Origin of the sequence: Sporichthya polymorpha DSM 43042 (assembly GCF_000384115.1) — a bacterium.
Classification (GTDB): Bacteria; Actinomycetota; Actinomycetes; order Sporichthyales; family Sporichthyaceae; genus Sporichthya; species Sporichthya polymorpha.
In genome coordinates this window covers 3153045-3169573 of the sequence record NZ_KB913029.1, presented here as the reverse complement: position 1 = coordinate 3169573, position 16529 = coordinate 3153045, and the positions used below count along the sequence as shown (strand labels likewise).

Here is a 16529-nt window from a genome sequence, read left to right as displayed (position 1 = left end):
GGGCTAGTTCGGGCGCGCGTCGACGAACTCGACCCAGTTCCCGTCCGGGTCCTCGACGATCACCATCCGGCGGCCGGGCGCGTACTCGGTCAACGGCACCGCGATCGGGACGCCCGCCGTCTCGCAGTCGGCGAGCAGCACCGTCACGTCCGGAACCGAGATCGTCCAGTACCGCAGACCCGTGGAGGCGTAGATCCCGCCCGGGGCCGACCGGGCCGGCAGCGGCTTGCGCAGGGCGAGCAGCTTGACCACGGTCGTCCCGCAGCGGAGGCGGTAACTCACGCCACCGGGGACGGGGAGCGGGGTCTCCCCGTCGGGGACCAGACCGACCACGCCGCGATAGAAGCCGAGCATCGGTCCGGGGTCGTTGGTCACGATCCCGATGTCGACCGAGTCCTTGGTGGGCGTCAGGGCCACGACGTCACCCGACCATCGTCAGGCCGCCGCTGACCGACAGCACCTGACCGGTGATGTACGCGGCCCCCGGGGAGGCGAGGAAGACGACCGCGGCCGCGACGTCCTCCGGGATGCCCAACCGCCGCATGGGGATGGCCCGGACCCGGGACGCGGCGTGCGGGTCGGGCATCGACCGGTAGAGCGGTGTGTCGATGACGCCGGGACAAACACAGTTCACGGTGACCGCGTGCCGTGCGCCCTCGCGGGCCAGCGCCTTGGTCAGGGCGATCACTGCTCCCTTGGCGCTGGAGTACAGCGCCTCGTGGAGACTGCCGATCCGGCCGGCCTCGCTGGCGATGTTGACGATCCGCCCGCCGCGCGCCTGCTCCAGCATCGGGCCGAAGAACTCGTGGGTCACCGTCAGCGTGCTGAGCAGGTTGAGGTCCAGGACCTCCTTCCAGAACGCCGGATCCGTCTCCGCAAACGGCATCGGACGGTCCCACCCGACGCTGTTGACGAGGATCGTCGGCGTCCCGAGGTCCGTGAGGACCTGGCGGCGCATCTCGTGGACCTCGTCCAGCACCGTCACGTCGGTGACGAAGGCGGCGACCTCCGGCGCCGACCCGAGGCCCTCGAGCGTGACCGCCATGGCCTCGGCGTCCCGGTCGACGATCGCCACCACGGCCCCGCACTGCACCAGCAGCTCGACGACACCGCGGCCGATCCCGGACGCACCGCCGGTGACGACCGCGATCTCGCCCTTGAGGTCGATCACCGCTACACGACCGCGACCGGGTTCACCGGCGAACCGGTGCCACCCTGAATCTGCAGCGGACTGACGGTGAACAGGAACTCCCAGCGCCGTTCCTCCTCGCACACCGCAGCCAGGCCGGACAGGTCGAGGTTGTCGAGCAGGTGCACGCCCATCGCGACCAGACAGCAGACGTGGATCGGCAGCGGCCAGCGGTTCGTGTTCGGCGGCATGATGTCGTTGGCGCCGTCGCACCCGAGCATCGCGATGTCCCGTTCGGCGATCCACGGCACGCACTCCCCGTCGAGACCGGCCAGGCCGTGCCCGGGGTCCCACGGGCCCTCGGCCTCGCGGCGGGCGTCGCGGCCCGTCGAGACCAGCAGGATGTCCCCGGGACCGACCTGGACGCCCTGGGCCTCGCAGGCCGCGTCGAGGTCGTCCGGAGTGACGCCGTCGCCGGGCTCAAGCCAGTCGACACCGCGGGTCCGCGGGATGTCGAGGAGCACCCCGCGCGAGGCGACCCCGCCCGCCATCGCCATGACGCTGTTGCGCGTCGCCCCGGTGCTCATCACCTCCGACGCCGGGCGTCCGTTGTACATCACGCCTTCGTGGAATACGTGGCAGAGCGCGTCGAGGTGCGAGACCCCGAGCCCGTGGAAGGCCAGCCCGATGTAGTCGATGCACGCCTCGGCACCCGGGACACCGGTCCCGTGCCGGGCGTCGCCCGCGAGGATCATCATGTGCTGCGCCGGGACCGGGTTCTCGACCGACGGGGCGACCGGCAGCACCCGCCCGCAGTTCACCGTGCGACCCACGACGTTCCGTGCGGCCCGCGCCGTGTGCTCCGGCGTCAGCAGGTTGAGGGTCCCGCGCTCGTCGTCGTCACCCCAGCGACCCCAGTTCTTGACCTTCTCGAACAGCGCGTCCATGCGGGCGTCGCTGACGCGTTCCACCATGGCGGTCTCCTCATTTCTCGGTTGCGCAACGACGTGACGAACTGACGAACTATCAGCCAGGGACGCGCGCCCGGCCGGACCGCGGTCGGGCGTCCGGCCAGTGCGGGGTGTGGTCCGGGGTGACCTGGCCGGCGACGAGCCCGTACGGGACCACCCACGCCGCCAGGGCACGCATCTGGGCGTTGACCGCCACCTTCGAGGCGCGGATCGCGCGCTGATTGCCGGCGGCGAGCCGGTCGGCCAGTTCGACCGCCGCCGCCTCCACGTCGCCGTCGACCACGAAGTTGACGAGGCCGAGGCGATGCGCGTCGTCGGCCGAGACCGTCTCTCCGGTCATCAGGTAGTACTTCGCCCAGTTCGGCCCCGCGAGCAGCGGCCAGACGAGTTGGGCTCCGTCGCCGGCGCCGGCCCCGATCAGCGCGTGGGTGTCGGCGAACGTCGCGCCACGATGGGCGTAGACGACGTCGCAGAGGAACGCGAGGGTGACCCCGAGGCCGCGAGCCGGCCCGTTGACGGCCGCGATCACCGGTTTGTCCAGGGCCAGGAGGTTGTCCACCACCTGCCGGCCGATCTTGTAGGTCGCCGCCGTCGGCGTGGTGTCCATCGGCTCGCGCAGGTCACCTCCCGCGGTGAAAGCGCGCCCGGCACCGGTGAGCACCAGGACGTCCACGTCCGGATCGAGGTCGACGTCGTACGTCAGACGCGCGAGTTCGTGATGCAGCCGGTCGTTGATCGCGTTCAGCCGCTCGGGGCGGTTCAGCCGCGCCACCAGGACGCCGTTGCTCCGCGCGTCGAGTTCGACGTGCCGGTACCCGGACGGATCGATCACCACGCCCCCTCAGTCGCCCGGTCGCCAGATCACCGGGAACCGCGGATGGTCGAGCGGCTGACCGACGTCGACCAGCGGCTCGATGCCGCCCCGGACCAGTCCGGTGTAGACGACGTCCTCGGGCACGTAGAGGTTGATCAGGTTCCACCGCGGTTCGTCGGTGAAGTTGCCCGGCGACTCGTGGACAGTGAGCATCGTGTGCGCGGTGGCGTCCCCGGGGCGCAGGTGCAGCGGTTCGGACGGCGGGCACCGCTCGGCCAGGTCCGGGTAGGTCTCCAGCAGCGAACGACCGCTCGGGGAGAGCTGCCCGTCCCGGTCCCGCCACCCGAGCGGACCCTCACGGTGCGAGCCGGAGAAGAAGCGCAACGAGCCCCGCTCGGGCGGAATCTCGTTGAGCGCGATCCAGAAGTTCACGTAGCCCATGCGGTCGAAGACCGCGGCCGAGAAGTCCTGGTGCGGCGGCGCCGGCTCGGACTTGCGCTGCCCCGCCGGCTGCCGGCACACGACCTGGTCCCGCAGGTAGCGGACCCCGACGTCGCGCCGGACCCCGAGCGCGTGAGCGGCCTTGCCCATCGCCGGGTCGAACGCGACGGACCGGAAGGGTTCCAGCCCCTCGTAGCCGGGCAGCTGGTACTCGGCGAACCAGTCGAAGTCGATGTCGACACCGCGCCGGGCCGTGTGCCCCGTGCCGTCGGGGCCCAGGAGCCGCTGCGCTCCCTCCAGCAACTGCGCGGCGAGGTCCGCCGACAGAAAGTTCTCGAGCTTGACCCATCCGTTCTGCCGGAAGGTCTCACTCTCCTCCGGCCGGATCTCCCGGACGCTCGAGGTCATGGTGGTCATGCGGTCACTCCTTGCTCTCGCCGGGCGTGCTCACGGAGGTCACGTCGCCGGACCTTGCCCGAGGCGGTGCGCGGCAGCGCGTCGATGAACTCGATCTCCTTCGGCACCTTGTAGCGCGCGAGGCGCTCCCGGGCGAAGGCCTGCAGGTCCGCGGCGTCGACGTCGGACCGACGGACCACGTAGGCCTTCGGGACCTCACCCCACTGAGGGTCCGTCAGCCCGACCACCGCGGCTTCGAGCACCGCGGGGTGCTCGCCGAGCACACGCTCGACCTCCGCGGGGTACACGTTCTCCCCGCCGGAGATGAGCATGTCCTTGATGCGGTCCTTGAGGAACAGGTAGCCGCTCTCGTCGTAGCACCCGGCGTCGCCGGTGTGGAACCAGCCGTTCGCGTCCACCGACGGGTCGACCGTGCCGTCGCTGCGCCAGTAGCCGAGCATCATCGCCGGCGACTTCACGCAGATCTCGCCGACGACGCCCGGCGGCACGACATTGCCCGCGGTGTCGAGGATCTCGGTCTCCATCCCCGGTGTCCGCTGCCCGACGGAGAGCATCCGTTCGGCCAGGTCCGGGCCGTGGTCGTCGGGTCCGAGCAGGCCGATCACCGAGTGCTCGGTCATGCCGTAGGTCTGGGTGAAGCGGCAGCCGAAGGTGTCCATGCACCGCTTCAGCAGCTCCGGCGACATCGGGGCGGCGCCGTAGTAGATGTAGCGCAGCCGGCTGTAGTCGAGGGTCTCGGTCCGGGGGTTCGCCAGGATCATCTGGAGCATCTCGGGGACGGCGACGAACGCGGCCGCCGAATGCGTCTCCACCGCGTCGAGCACCGCGTCCGGGGTGAAGTTCGGCATCAGGACGATCGTGGCGCCCTGCATCGTGACCCAGAACGGGAACAGCGACCCGCCGACGTGGAAGTTCGGCATCGGGCAGAGGATCGACTCGCCCTCGTACCACCGCAGCGGTTGCTGCGGGACGTTGTGGGCGAGGTCGAGCATCCCGGCGAAGGAGCGGTGCGGGATAACGGCGCCCTTCGGGAAGCCGGTGGTCCCGCTCGTGTAGATCTGCAGGACCGGGTCCTCGACGGACGGGGTGACGTCGACGGGCCCCGCGGGCTGCGCGTCGCGCCACGTGTCGAAGTCGCGCGGGTCGTCGCCGCCGTCCATCACGCGGACGTGATCGACGCCGGTGCCGGCGATCGCCTCCGTACCGACCGGAAGCAGATCCGCGTCGACGGCGAGCAGCCGGCTCCGGCTGTCGGCGAGGATGAAGTGGATCTCCGGTGCGGTGAGGCGGTAGTTCACCGAGACCAGGACGGTCCCGGCCTTCGCGCAGCCGTGGAGCATCTCCAGGAAGCGCTCCGAGTTCTTGCCGATGTAGGCGACGCGATCGCCGGCACGGAGGCCGTCGGTGAGCAGCGCCGTCGCGATCCGGTCCGACCGGACGTCCAGCTCACGGAAGGACGTCCGGCGGTCCTCGCACCAGATCGCCGTCCCGTCCGGGTCCTGGGCCGCTCGCGCGCGCAGGATCGCCGGCACGGTCCGGTCGGTCTCACCCATGGTCTCCACCACCATCACTTCGCCGACAGCCGCAGCCCGCCGTCGAGGCGGATGACCTCGGCGTTCAGGTACGGGTTGGTCACGATGTGCCCGACGAGTTCGGCGAACTCCTCGGGGTGCCCCAACCGGGGCGGGGACAGGACGGGCCGGGCGACGTCGGGGCCGAGCCCGGCGGCCTTCGGCACCGCGAACAGCCCGGGCGCGACACCGCAGACGCGGATCCCCATCGGCGCCAGGTCGCGTGCCGCGGGCAACGTCATGGCGACGACGCCGCCCTTCGCCGCCGCGTAGGCCACCTGCCCGACCTGGCCGTCGTAGGCCGAGACCGACGCGGTGGTGACGATGACGCCGCGCTGACCGTTCTCGTCCGGTTCGTTGGTTCGCATCGCGGCGGCGACCGAACGCAGCACGTTGAACGGGCCCCACAGTCCGTGCCGGAGCGCCTGATCGAACTCCGCCAGCGGGTGAACGCCCCCGCTCCGGTCCACGAGCCGGCGGGACGAGGAGAGCCCGGAGATCGCCACCGCACTGCGGATCGGACCGTACTCCCGCGCGGCCGCACACACCTGCGCGACCGCATCCTCGTCGGTCCAGTCGTTCTCGAGGAGGACGACATCGGCGTCGTGGCCGGACAGGTCCGGCCCGGCCACCACCACCGTGGCGCCGAGCTTGTGCAGCGCGCGGGCGGTGGCCACGCCCAGCCCGGAGTCCTGGTCGAAGACCAGCGCCACCGAGTTCGCCCGCGTCACTGCTGCCACCTCCGGTCCGGCGCTCATTCCGCGACCAATCGCCGCTCGAGGTCCTCGACGCACTCGATGTACTCCTCGACCATGTCGAGCAGCAGCCGGGACGCCTTCGAAACCTTGGTCAGCTGACCGATCACCTGTCCAGCGGGACACGTCAGGAGTTCCAGCCCGCCCGAGTCACGGTCGCGGGAGGCGCGCTCGATCCGGCGCATCGCGTCCTCGACGAGGAACCCTTGCGCCGGCATGGGCAGCGGCTTCGGGGAGCCCTCGGCCTCCCACGCGTCGGACCACGCCGACCGGACCACCCGGCAGGGCTTGCCGGTGATCGACCGGGTCTGCACGGTCTGCCAGGAGTCGGCCGTGACGATCTTCTGCACCATCTCCGGACTGAGGTCGGACTCCTCGGTGGCCAGCCACATCGACCCCGTCCAGACCCCGGCACCGCCCAGCGCCATCGCGGCCGCCATCTGACGGCCGGAGGCGATGCCCCCGGCCACGAGCACGGGCGTCGGGGCGACCGCGTCGACGACCTGCGGGGCGAGCACCATGGTCGACACCGATCCGGCGTGGCCGCCCGCCTCCGAGCCCTGCGCGACGATGATGTCGACACCGGCCGCCACACTGCGCACGGCGTGCTCGGGCTTGCCCGCGAGGGCTGCGACCAGCCGGCCCTCGGCGTGGGCCCGCTCCACCACCCCGCTCGGCGGGGTGCCGAGCGCGCTGACCACCAAGCGGCAGTTCGGGTGCCGGTAGACCACCTCGAGCGCCTCGTCGTAGTCCCCGAAGTCGACGCCGCGATAGGTCGCCCGCTCCTCGTCCGTGCCCGCCGGGAACTCGGCGACGCCGTACCGGTTCAGCAGGTCCTCCACGAAGGCGCGGTGCTGCGCCGGGAGGTCGGGCTCCGCACCGGGTACGGATTCCGTCGCCCGGGGCGGAAAGGCGAAGTCGATCCCGTACGGGGCGCCGTGGCTGTGCCGGTCGATCCAGTCGAGCTCGATCTCGATCTCCTCCGGCGTGAACACACTGGCGCCGAAGACACCCAACCCGCCGGTCCCGGAAACGGCCGCCACCACGTCGCGGCAATGGCTGAACGCGAACACCGGGAACTCGATGCCGAACAGGCGTGCAATGTCGGTCATCGCAGCACGAACCCTCGGTAGCCGTCCGCGGCGACCTCCGCGCACAGCCGGCGGAAGTAGCCGAAGTGGCCGAAGTAGAAGACGTACGCCCGCTGCTTGCCGGGAATGTTCGCACCGTTGATCCACGAGTCGGCGCGGGAGATCATCGAGCTCTCCGCCTGTTCGTTGACCTGGCGCATCCACTCCCGTTCGGCCTCGGGGTCGGCCTCCATCTCGCGGATCCCGTTCGCCTCCAGGTGGGCGATGCAGTCGGTGATCCACTCGACGTGCGTCTCGATCGTGATCGGGAGGTTCCCGAGGGTGCTGCCCGGCCCGGTGACCGTGAACAGGTTCGGGAAGCCGGCGGTCTGCAGGCCCAGGTAGCCCGAGGGCCCGTCGCGCCAGGCGTCCACGAGCGAGAGCCCGTCCCGTCCACGGACGTCGATCCCGAAGTACGGGCCGGTGACGGCGTCGAACCCGGTCGCGAGGATCAGGACGTCGAGCGGGTACTCGGCCTCGGCGGTGCGGACCCCGGCCGGCGTCAGCGTGACGATCGGCTCGGCCCGGATGTCGACGAGGGTCACGTTGTCGCGGTTGTAGGTCTCGAAGTAGTTCGTGTCGACGATCGGCCGACGGGACAGGAACGGGTGTTGCGGAACGAGCTTCTCCGCGGTCACCGGGTCCTTCACGATCTCGCGGATCTTCTCGCGCAGGAACTCGGACACCGTCCGGTTCGCCTCGTCGTCGCTGACGAGGTCGCGGAACGAGCCGTTCGCGAAACGCACTCCGCCGTGGAGCCAGAGTCGCTCGTAGGTCTCGCGCCGTTCCTCGTCCGAGACCTCCAAAGCCCGCTTGCCGTTGTGCTGCCACGGGAAGCCGCTCGCGGAGACCTTCGCCTGCTCCCAGATCTCGTCATAGTTCGCCTTGACGTCCCGCCAGAAGTTCTCGTCCACCGTCTCGTGCCGCGCGGGGATGCTGAACTGGGGCGTCCGCTGAAACACCGTCAGGTGCTCCGCCTGCTCCGCGACGACCGGGATGCACTGCACCCCGGACGAGCCGGTGCCGATGACGCCGATCCGCTTACCACAGAGGTCGACCGGCTCGTGGGGCCACGAACCGGTGTGGTACCACTCGCCACCGAACTCCGACAGGCCCGGCAGGTCCGGGACGTACCGGGCGATCGACAGGTGCCCGATCCCGGTGACGAGGTAGCGGGTGGAGAGCGTCTCCCCGCCGTCGGTCGTGACCGTCCAGCGGGCCGCCGCCTCGTCGTACACGGCTGAGGTGACGCGGGTGTCGAAGGTGAAGCTGCGCCGCAGGTCGTGGCGGTCCGCCACGTGTTCGAGGTAGCGGAGCAGCTCCGGCTGCACGGGGTACTTGCCGCCCCACTCCCACTCCTGCAGGAGTTCGGAGTCCCAGGAGTAGCAGTAGACGAAGCCGTCGGAGTCGCAGCGGGCGCCCGGGTACCGGTTGTAGTACCAGACCCCGCCGACGCCACCGGCCGCCTCGAATCCGCGCACGTCGAGACCGAGCCGGTCGCGCAGACAGTGGAGCATGTACAGGCCGGAGAAGCCGGCCCCGATCACCACGGCGTCGACGTTCGTGACGTCGCGCTCCTTCGCCTGCTGCATGTCCGGAACGCTAGGAACAGGGTCAGGACCGGTCAACGCGAGGTGCCACTCAGTGGCACGTTGACGCCGCCTCAGATAACCTGCGCGGCATGCCGGAACCACCCGACGCGGTCCTCGCCCGCGCGTTCGCGCTCCTGGACGCCGTCGCCGCCGCCGCGCCCGAACCGCTGGGCCCCAGCGAGCTGGCGCTGGCCACCGGACTGCCGAAGTCGACCGCGTTCCGACTCGCCCGTCAGCTGGTGGCGATCGGCGCGCTGCAACCGGGCAAACGCGGTTACCGCATCGGTCTGCGCCTCTACGAACTCGGCAACCGGCACTACCCCTCCGGGGTGAAGGAGGCCGTGCAGCCCTACATGGCCGACCTGTGCCGCGCCACCGGTCTCACCGTCCAGGCCGGCCTGCTGGACGGCGCCGACGTCGCCTTCCTGGATCGGCACGTGCCGCGGGGCGTCGGGACCGCACGGCGCCGCGCGGAGATCCGCGTACCGGCGCACCTGTCCGCCGCGGGCAAGGTGCTGCTCTCGAGCCTCCCGGCCCGGATCCTGGACGGCCTTCTCCCCCGCGACGAGTTCGACGTCGACGACCTGGCGGAGGAGCTCCGGCGCATCCGCCACGACGGTTTCGCCCTGGAGTACGGCGCCACCGATCCGACGTTGGGCTCGCTGGCGGTTCCGCTCGCCACCTCCGGCTCGCGTGTGTTCGAGTCCGCTCTCGAGCTGCGCGGGCCACGCGAGGCGATCCGGCCGGACGAACTGCTCAGCGCCGCCCGGCTCGCAGCCTCGACGATCACGCGCGTCGCGGCCCGTGCCCGCGCCCGCCCGATGCGGGGCTGAGGACGCGGGCCCGCTCCGTCACGCTCCCGACGCGACTGGGGACGGTACGGCCGCGGTCGCGAACTCGAACCCGCGGTAGCCGGCCGCCACGACCTCGTCGAGCTTGCTGCGGTAGGTCGGGATGCCCCAGCTGTACGGCAGGAAGCGCCGCGGCTTGCCCGGCACGTTCCCGCCGACGTACCACGCGCCGTCGGCGAGCAGGTAGTACTGCGCCGCCTCGTACACGTGCGCCGTCCAGGCCTCGGCGGCCTCGGTCGTCGCCTCGATCCGCTCGTAACCGTGCGCGCGCGCGTGGTTGACCAGTTCGGTCACGAAGTCGGCCTGAACCTCCGCCGAGCGCGGGATGTTGCCGTAGGTCCCGTGCGGCCCGCTGTCGATGAGCAGGTTCGGGTACCCCGGCACCGCGACGCCCAGGTAGGTGAACGGGCCGTCGGCCCAGGTGTCGTTCAGCGAGACCCCGTCGCGCCCCCGGATGCCCATCTTCAGCAGCGCACCGGTGAACGCGTCGAATCCGGTCGCGTAGACGATCACGTCGAACTCCCGCGGCCGGTCCTCGGACTCGATGCCCGTGGCGGTGATGCGGCGAGTGGGGTTCGCACGCAGGTCGACCAGTTCGACGTGCGACCGGTTGAAGGCCTCGTAGTACCCGTTCTCCATCGGTGGACGCTTCATCCCGAAGCCGTGGTCCGAGGGGATCAGCTTCTTCGCGACCACCGGGTCGGTGACGATCGAGCGGATCTTCTCGGCGAGGAACCGGCTGAACTCCGCGTTGGCCGCGGGATCGGTCACGAGGTCCGCGTACGTGCTGAACATCGCCCGCATGCCCTGGCCGTTCCACAGCCGCTCGTAGTGAGCCCGGCGCTCGGACTCGGAGTCCTCGAAGGTCTTGCGGGTGGCGTCCTCGTGGACGAAGCCGCCGGACGTGCGTCGCAGGAGCTCGCGCAGCGCGGGGTAGTTGCGGCGGATGTCCTCCTGCTCCTGCGGGGACAACGGCTTGTTGTTCAGCGGCATGGCCCAGTTGGCCGTGCGCTGATAGACCGTCAGCGAGGCCACCTCGTCCACGATCGCCGGGATCAGCTGGATCCCGCTCGAGCCGGTGCCGATGACCGCGACCCGCTTGCCGCGGACGTCGACGCCCTCCGCCGGCCACTGGGCGGTGTGGTGGACCGGGCCCGCGAACTCCCCCGCACCGGGGATGTCCGGGAAGTGCGGCACCGAGAGCACACCGCTGGCCGCGACGAGGTACCGCGTCACGAACGTCTGCCCCGTCGCCGTCCGCAGCGTCCAGCGGCCGCTCGGTTCGTCGTACTCGGCCGCGGTCACCCGGGTGTTCAACTCGATGTCGCGACGCAGGTCGAACCGGTCGACGAACTCGTTGTAGTAGCGCTCCAGGTCGGGCTGCGCCGGGAAGGTCTCCTTCCAGTCCCAGGACTGGAGGAGCTCCTCGTTCATAAAGTAGGCGTAGCTGTAACCCTCGGAGTCCGTGCGCGCGGCGGGGTACCGGTTCCAGTACCAGGTGCCGCCGACGCCGCCGCCCGCTTCGAGCAGGCGCACCGACCAACCGTGCTCGCGGGCTCGGTAGAGCTGATACAGGCCGGTGAGTCCACCGCCGACAATCAGGACCTCGTACTCCGTGCTCGCGTCCGGCATGGGGACCTCCCGGCTCGTCGTTCGGTGGTGGCGCCGTTGGTCGCACGACGCTAGGGAGCGGACTCGGCTCCGGCAATCGGCCGTGCCACTCAGTGGCACATGGCGCAGGGCGCCAGGACGTCGCCCTCGTCCGGCCCGAGCGGGCGCACGGCCTTGTCCCGCACCAGCAGGCAGTCCGGCCGGTGCGCCCACCGCATGCCGGGGCCCGTCACCAGGCCGCCGACGTCGTCCGGCGGCCGAGCATCGACACCGGGCAGTGGCTCGGCGAACGCGTTGGCGAAGTCGATCCGCAGCTGCGCCCGGCACTGCCGGGTCCGCCGGAAGCCGACGAGGATCCACCACGCCCCGCCCAGGGCGAAGACACCGAACCCCGCGGCCGCGAGCACGATCCAGCCGATCTGCTCCCGGAAGACCTCCTCGCGGGACGCGCCGTTCCAGGCCACGGCGACCACGACGGCGCCGACCGCGCCGAGCACGCCCGGCCCGGTCAGGTCGGCCCGTCCCCACGGCGCGGGCGAGCCCAACCGGGCCGGCGCGGGCGCGGCGACCCGGCGCCGGCGTGGAGTCACCACGTCCCGCGGCGTCGCTTCGACATCGGCGACGGCGGTCACGTCCGCTCCGGGACGCCCCGCGCGGCGAGCTCCTCACGCACCAGGTCGACGAGCGCGCTGCGCTGTTCGACCTGCTCGCGGTGCAGCAGCTCGTTCTGACGGTGCATGACGCGCCACTCGTCCCGCAGATCCGCCGAGATCCAGAGCACCGCCGCGACGGTCAGCAGCATCAGGCCGACCAGACCACCGGAGATCAGGTACGGGATCTGTCCGGCGATGTACTCGGTCCGGGCCGTGCCGAGGTAGCCGAGCAGCAGGACGACGGCCGCCAGCACCACCGCCCCGACGGCGACGGCCCGGTCCCACTGCAGCCGTAGATACCTGAACAACTCCATGCCGGTTGCCTCCTTCGTCGTCCGACTTGGTCGCGCGGCTACTGCTTGAGGCAGCGCAGCTTGGAGCCGAGGGGCGCAGTGACGCCGTTGGCATTGAGCAGGAGGACGTAGTAGCAGGGTGGCGCGCTCGCCGGCTTCCCCTTCACGAAGGTGACGCCGGGGCTGAGACCGCCAAGCTTCTCGGACTTCAGCTGCCAAAGCCCCTCGAGGATCAGCGCGGTGGTCACGTCCCCGGATCGCGCTCGGTCGCCCACCTTCGCCATGGCCGCCTCGAAGAGCTTCCCGGCCGACCAGCCCTGCATGACGCTCTGATCGAGTTTCAGGCTCGGGGCGAAGCGCTTGGCCGCCGCGTGGAATTCGGCAGTCCCGGCGGTGTCGGTGGTCGAGTACGGAACGGTGGGCGACGCCAGGTACACCGTCGCCTTCCGCAGCACCTGGTCCTCCGCCACCGCGGGCGGCACCGCGAGGGCCATCGTGGCCAGCTGCGGCTTGTACCCGAGGCGGTCGCAGGACCGGCCGAGTCGGGTGACTCCCGAGCCGTCGAGCGCGAGCCAGAGGACGTCGACCTTCGCGTCCTTCATCGCCTGACACTCGGCCGTGAAGTCGGACTGGGTCAGCGAGACCGCCTTCATCAGGCCGACCCCGAGGCCGGCCGTCTCCGCCGACCGGGGGAAGTTCCCCTTGATCGCCGTGCAGATGGAGGCCTCGACGCAGTAGATGAGGCCGGCCGTCTTCGCGCCCGTCCGCGCCCGCGCGGCCTCGACCAGGGAGCCGTCGTAGGACGCCGTCGTGGGTGCGCCCTGCGGGAAGACCCATTCGCTCTCGAACCAGGCGGTGTCGACGAGGTCCCCACCGATCACGGGGATCTTGTCCCGCTCCGCCTGCGCGCGCAGCGCACCCATCGTGATCGGCTCGCCCGCCCCGACCATGGCGACCATGCCGCGCGCCTTCAGCGTGTTCCAGTTCGACGCGACGCGCGCCGAGTCGGAGCCGTCGTCGAGCGAGATGACCTGGACCGGGTGGCACTGCACGCCGCCGGCGGCGTTGACCGCGGCGGCCCACATCTGCATTCCCTGCCGCAGGTATCCGGTCGTGGACCCGATGAGCCCGGAGGTCGCCAGCGTCTGCCCGATCACCAGCGGCTTCCGGGGCTCGGTGCAGGCACCGCCGGCCGTCTGGGCCGCGGGGGCACCGCCGGTCGGCTTCGTGCGCCCGGGTGAGCCGCCGAGGACCGGGGCGGCGGCGCCGGCACCGGATCCGGGAGCTCCGCTCGCCACCGCACCGGTGCTGCCCGAGTCGGGCGCCGCGCCGGGGAGCGGTGCTGCGAGGCCAGGGTCGACCGGGGCCACCTCCCCGCCCGCCGGCACCTGCCCCGGCGCGAGCGTGGGGACGACCTGCGCGCTGTACCCGTTGCCGACCGCGGCCAGGCGCTCCTCCTCGAGCTGCGTCCCGCACCCGGCGGTGAGGACGAGCAGCCCCAGCGTGGCCCCGGCCGTGGTGACGCGCTGCCGGCGCGAGAAGAAGGTTTGTCGACGTGCTGGGGTTCGCTTCACAGCGGCCTCCGGGAGCCGGGGCGAGCCGAGCTCGCGCGGGAACTGTTCGTGGTGGGACGGAGCGGGCGACTCATGTGTCGGCTCCGACGAGTGGGCGGTCGACGACGGCCCAGGACGACGGTGGTTCGTCGGCCGCGGTTCGCCGTCGTTCGTCGGCCGGACCGTGGGCCCGGTCGGCCAGCGTCACCGACTGCCGGGAGAGCCACTGGCGGACCGCGCCCTGGGAGGCCGCGGCCACGGCCATCGCCCCGACCCCGAACGCCAACTGGAGCCACTGGGCGGTGTCCGGGTCGTCGATGTACACCGGGACGACGTAGAGCAGGAACGGCGCCACGAAGGCCGCCGTCACGGTGCGCCGGCCGGCGACGGCCAGGACCGCCAGCACGACCAGCGACTGCACGAAGTTGAAGGCGTCCTGCGTGACGGCGCCGAACAGCGATGCGTACAGAGCCCCGCTGACGCCCGCCAGGAAGCACGAGATGCAGAAGACGATGACGCGCGAGACGTTGACCGACGCCCCGAGCGTCGAGAGCGCGACCGGGGAGTCGGCCATCGCCCGCAGCAGACGGCCGAGGCGCGAGTGCTCGACCGCGAGGACGAAGAGCACGGACGCGATCGCGATGCCGAGCAGGAGGTAGTAGTACGCGCGGTCGGTGTCGAGGCCCGGTGCGCGCTCGGTCAGCAGCTGTCCCCCGCCGAACATCCACGACTTGGCGTACGCGAACTGGGCGAGCACGATCCCGAAGCCGAGGGTGGCGAGCGCCAGGTACAACCCGGAGAGGCGGATGGCGGGGACCGAGACGATCAGCGCCACCGGGAGGCACGCCAGCCCACCGAGCACGACCGCGGCGTAGAACGGCACGTCCTTCGCGAGCATCTGTCCGAAGGTCGCGGCTCCGACCGCGGCGAAGCCGAAGTGGCACAGCGAGATCTGGCCCGAGGACCGGACCAGCAGGTGCAGCGAGGCAAACAGCACCACCTGCGTGAGCGCCAGGTTGTAGCCGGGAAGTTCCTCGGCGGCGAAGGTCGGGACGAGCAGCGCGAGGCCGAACGCCCCGGTGTAGCCGACCGCGCGGGTGCGGGTGCCGAAGACACTCGCCGGCGGGGGCGTCGGCCGGACCACCCGGCCGATCTCGACCAGCTTGCGTCGCGGGATCAGCAGCAGGCCGAGGAACAAAACGAGGAACGGCGTAGCCAGATCGAGGCCCTGCAGCTGCTCGGAGGTCCCGACCGCCTTGCTCAGCACGGCCTGCACGACCCCGACCAGGATCCCGCCGGCGAACGCGGTGGGGACGCTCTGGAACCGCGCGATCGTCGCCGCACCGAACGCGTTGACGACCAGCAGGGTGAGCACGTTGACGTCGAGCTGGTTCTGCACCGCGGCGAAGAGGACGCCGGACATCGCGGCGAACGAGGTTCCGATGACCCAGGCCGCACGGCGCACCCGGACCGGTGAGGTCCCGGCCATCGAGAGCAGCTGCGGGTCGTCGACGACACCGCGCATCGCGGTGCCCAGCCGGGAGAGCCGGAAGAACAGGAACAGCGCCAGCGCGGAGGCCGCACCGATCCCGAGCGTGATGAGGTCGTCCCACCCGACCGCGACACTGGCGAGGTCGAACGCCTTGTCCTCGGGCAGGAACTGCGGGAAGAACCGCGTGCTGTCGCCGTACACCAGGCCGAGCAGCGCGCGGATCGCCACCAGGAGCCCGACCGTGCCCACGATCTTGTACGCGATCGCGACCGGTGCCAGGGCGACCGCGAGGCGTTCCAGGAGCAGCCCGGCGAGCGGGCCGAAGCAGAACACGACCAGCAGGGCCGCCACGGGCCACGGCAAATCGGCCTGGTCGCGAAGGCTGTAGAAGACGAACGCGGAGGCGGCACACACCGCGCCGTGACCGATGTTGAACACGCCGCTCGTCTTGTAGGTGAGGACGAGGCCCATGGCGCACAGGCCGTAGATCGACCCGGTGACGACCCCGATCACGAGGAACGGCAGGTAGTCGCTCATCCGCGTCCGCCGCCCACGTACTCCGCGGCGAGCGCCGCGACGTCGACCTCTCCGACCTCGCCCGCAAAAGCGATCTGACCCCGGTTCAGCAGGAAGACGAAGTCCGCGACCTCCAAGGCACGGGTGACGTACTGCTCGACGAGCAGGAGGCTCGCCCCCTCGGCCGAGAGGCGGGCGAGGAAGGCGAAGATCTCGTCGACGATCGTCGGTGCGAGGCCCATGCTCACCTCGTCGAGGAGCACCACGCGGGGACGCTGCATGTAGGTGCGCGCGAGCGCGAGCATCTGCTGCTCACCGCCGGACATGGTGCCGGCGAGTTGGTTCAGCCGTTCGCCGAGACGCGGGAAGGCGGTGACGGCCCGTTCCAGCGACTCCGACTCGGTGCCGGCCTTCGACAGCAGCACGAGGTTGTCGCGCACCGTCAGGCTCGGAAACACACCGCGTCCTTCGGGGACGTGGCAGACACCGCGCGCACAGAGCGCGTGCGGGGCCTGCGTCGTGACGTCCGCGCCGTCGAGCAGCACCCGCCCGCCGGTCGGACGGAGCAGCCCGGAGGCGACACGCAGCAACGTGGTCTTGCCCGCCCCGTTCGGTCCGAGCAGCGCCACCACCGCACCGTCGGGCACGCGGACGCTCACGTCCCGCAGGACGGTCGTTCCGCCGTACCCGGCCGTGACGCCGTCGAGGGCGAGCATCAGGCGGAGCCGTTCCGCGCGGCG

At 71.2% G+C, this 16529-nt stretch carries 16 protein-coding genes; 1 reads left to right on the top strand and 15 read right to left on the bottom strand.

The window, feature by feature from the left end; all coding sequences use genetic code 11:
- Positions 1–3: 3 nt before the first annotated feature.
- Genes SPOPO_RS29825 through SPOPO_RS0115465 form a run of 9 tightly spaced genes read right to left on the bottom strand, consistent with a single transcriptional unit; the run spans position 4 to position 8820 of the window.
- Positions 4–417, bottom strand: a complete 414-nt coding sequence (locus SPOPO_RS29825; RefSeq protein WP_019875775.1) for a VOC family protein — start codon at positions 415–417, stop codon at positions 4–6.
- A 4-nt stretch (positions 418–421) separates the two neighbouring features.
- On the bottom strand, positions 422–1171 hold the full coding sequence (locus SPOPO_RS0115500) for an SDR family NAD(P)-dependent oxidoreductase (protein ID WP_019875774.1): 750 nt from the start codon (positions 1169–1171) through the stop codon (positions 422–424).
- A gap of 2 nt (positions 1172–1173) precedes the next feature.
- Positions 1174–2103, bottom strand: a complete 930-nt coding sequence (locus SPOPO_RS0115495) for a cyclase family protein (protein ID WP_019875773.1) — start codon at positions 2101–2103, stop codon at positions 1174–1176.
- A 52-nt stretch (positions 2104–2155) separates the two neighbouring features.
- Positions 2156–2932: an enoyl-CoA hydratase-related protein gene (locus SPOPO_RS29820; RefSeq protein WP_169577205.1), complete on the bottom strand. Its 777-nt coding sequence runs from the start codon at positions 2930–2932 to the stop codon at positions 2156–2158.
- A gap of 9 nt (positions 2933–2941) precedes the next feature.
- The gene (locus SPOPO_RS0115485; RefSeq protein ID WP_019875771.1) at positions 2942–3772 is read right to left on the bottom strand and encodes a phytanoyl-CoA dioxygenase family protein; all 831 of its coding nucleotides are present in this window, start codon (positions 3770–3772) and stop codon (positions 2942–2944) included.
- On the bottom strand, positions 3769–5325 hold the full coding sequence (locus tag SPOPO_RS0115480; RefSeq protein ID WP_028984814.1) for a long-chain-fatty-acid--CoA ligase: 1557 nt from the start codon (positions 5323–5325) through the stop codon (positions 3769–3771). Before SPOPO_RS0115480 ends, SPOPO_RS0115485 begins: the two co-directional genes overlap by 4 nt.
- A 14-nt stretch (positions 5326–5339) precedes the next feature.
- Positions 5340–6074, bottom strand: coding sequence for an SDR family NAD(P)-dependent oxidoreductase (locus SPOPO_RS0115475; protein ID WP_019875769.1), 735 nt, complete (start codon positions 6072–6074; stop codon positions 5340–5342).
- A gap of 23 nt (positions 6075–6097) precedes the next feature.
- Complete coding sequence (locus SPOPO_RS0115470; protein WP_019875768.1) at positions 6098–7210, bottom strand: nitronate monooxygenase; 1113 nt, start codon at positions 7208–7210, stop codon at positions 6098–6100.
- Positions 7207–8820, bottom strand: coding sequence for a flavin-containing monooxygenase (locus SPOPO_RS0115465; RefSeq protein ID WP_019875767.1), 1614 nt, complete (start codon positions 8818–8820; stop codon positions 7207–7209). The genes SPOPO_RS0115470 and SPOPO_RS0115465 overlap by 4 nt, the downstream gene beginning before the upstream one ends.
- An 89-nt stretch (positions 8821–8909) precedes the next feature.
- Between SPOPO_RS0115465 and SPOPO_RS0115460 the strand changes: the two genes are divergently transcribed.
- Positions 8910–9653, top strand: coding sequence for an IclR family transcriptional regulator (locus SPOPO_RS0115460; protein ID WP_019875766.1), 744 nt, complete (start codon positions 8910–8912; stop codon positions 9651–9653).
- 18 nt (positions 9654–9671) lie between these two features.
- Here SPOPO_RS0115460 and SPOPO_RS0115455 read toward each other — a convergent pair whose 3' ends face one another.
- The 6 genes from SPOPO_RS0115455 to SPOPO_RS0115430 form a co-directional block, all read right to left on the bottom strand.
- The gene (locus SPOPO_RS0115455; protein WP_019875765.1) at positions 9672–11303 is read right to left on the bottom strand and encodes a flavin-containing monooxygenase; all 1632 of its coding nucleotides are present in this window, start codon (positions 11301–11303) and stop codon (positions 9672–9674) included.
- Positions 11304–11392: 89 nt separating this feature from the next.
- Positions 11393–11914 (bottom strand): hypothetical protein, encoded by a 522-nt coding sequence (locus SPOPO_RS0115450; protein WP_019875764.1) that lies wholly within the window; start codon positions 11912–11914, stop codon positions 11393–11395.
- Positions 11911–12249 carry a hypothetical protein gene (locus SPOPO_RS0115445; RefSeq protein ID WP_019875763.1) on the bottom strand — a complete coding sequence of 113 codons (339 nt, stop codon included), beginning with the start codon at positions 12247–12249 and terminating at the stop codon, positions 11911–11913. The genes SPOPO_RS0115450 and SPOPO_RS0115445 overlap by 4 nt, the downstream gene beginning before the upstream one ends.
- 38 nt (positions 12250–12287) lie before the next feature.
- Positions 12288–13802 carry an ABC transporter substrate-binding protein gene (locus SPOPO_RS0115440; RefSeq protein WP_019875762.1) on the bottom strand — a complete coding sequence of 505 codons (1515 nt, stop codon included), beginning with the start codon at positions 13800–13802 and terminating at the stop codon, positions 12288–12290.
- A 70-nt stretch (positions 13803–13872) separates the two neighbouring features.
- Positions 13873–15810 carry a branched-chain amino acid ABC transporter permease gene (locus SPOPO_RS29815; RefSeq protein ID WP_019875761.1) on the bottom strand — a complete coding sequence of 646 codons (1938 nt, stop codon included), beginning with the start codon at positions 15808–15810 and terminating at the stop codon, positions 13873–13875.
- Entirely contained in the window at positions 15807–16505 is a 699-nt protein-coding gene (locus tag SPOPO_RS0115430; RefSeq protein ID WP_019875760.1) for an ABC transporter ATP-binding protein, read from the bottom strand. The genes SPOPO_RS29815 and SPOPO_RS0115430 overlap by 4 nt, the downstream gene beginning before the upstream one ends.
- Between the last annotated feature and the right edge of the window lie 24 nt (positions 16506–16529).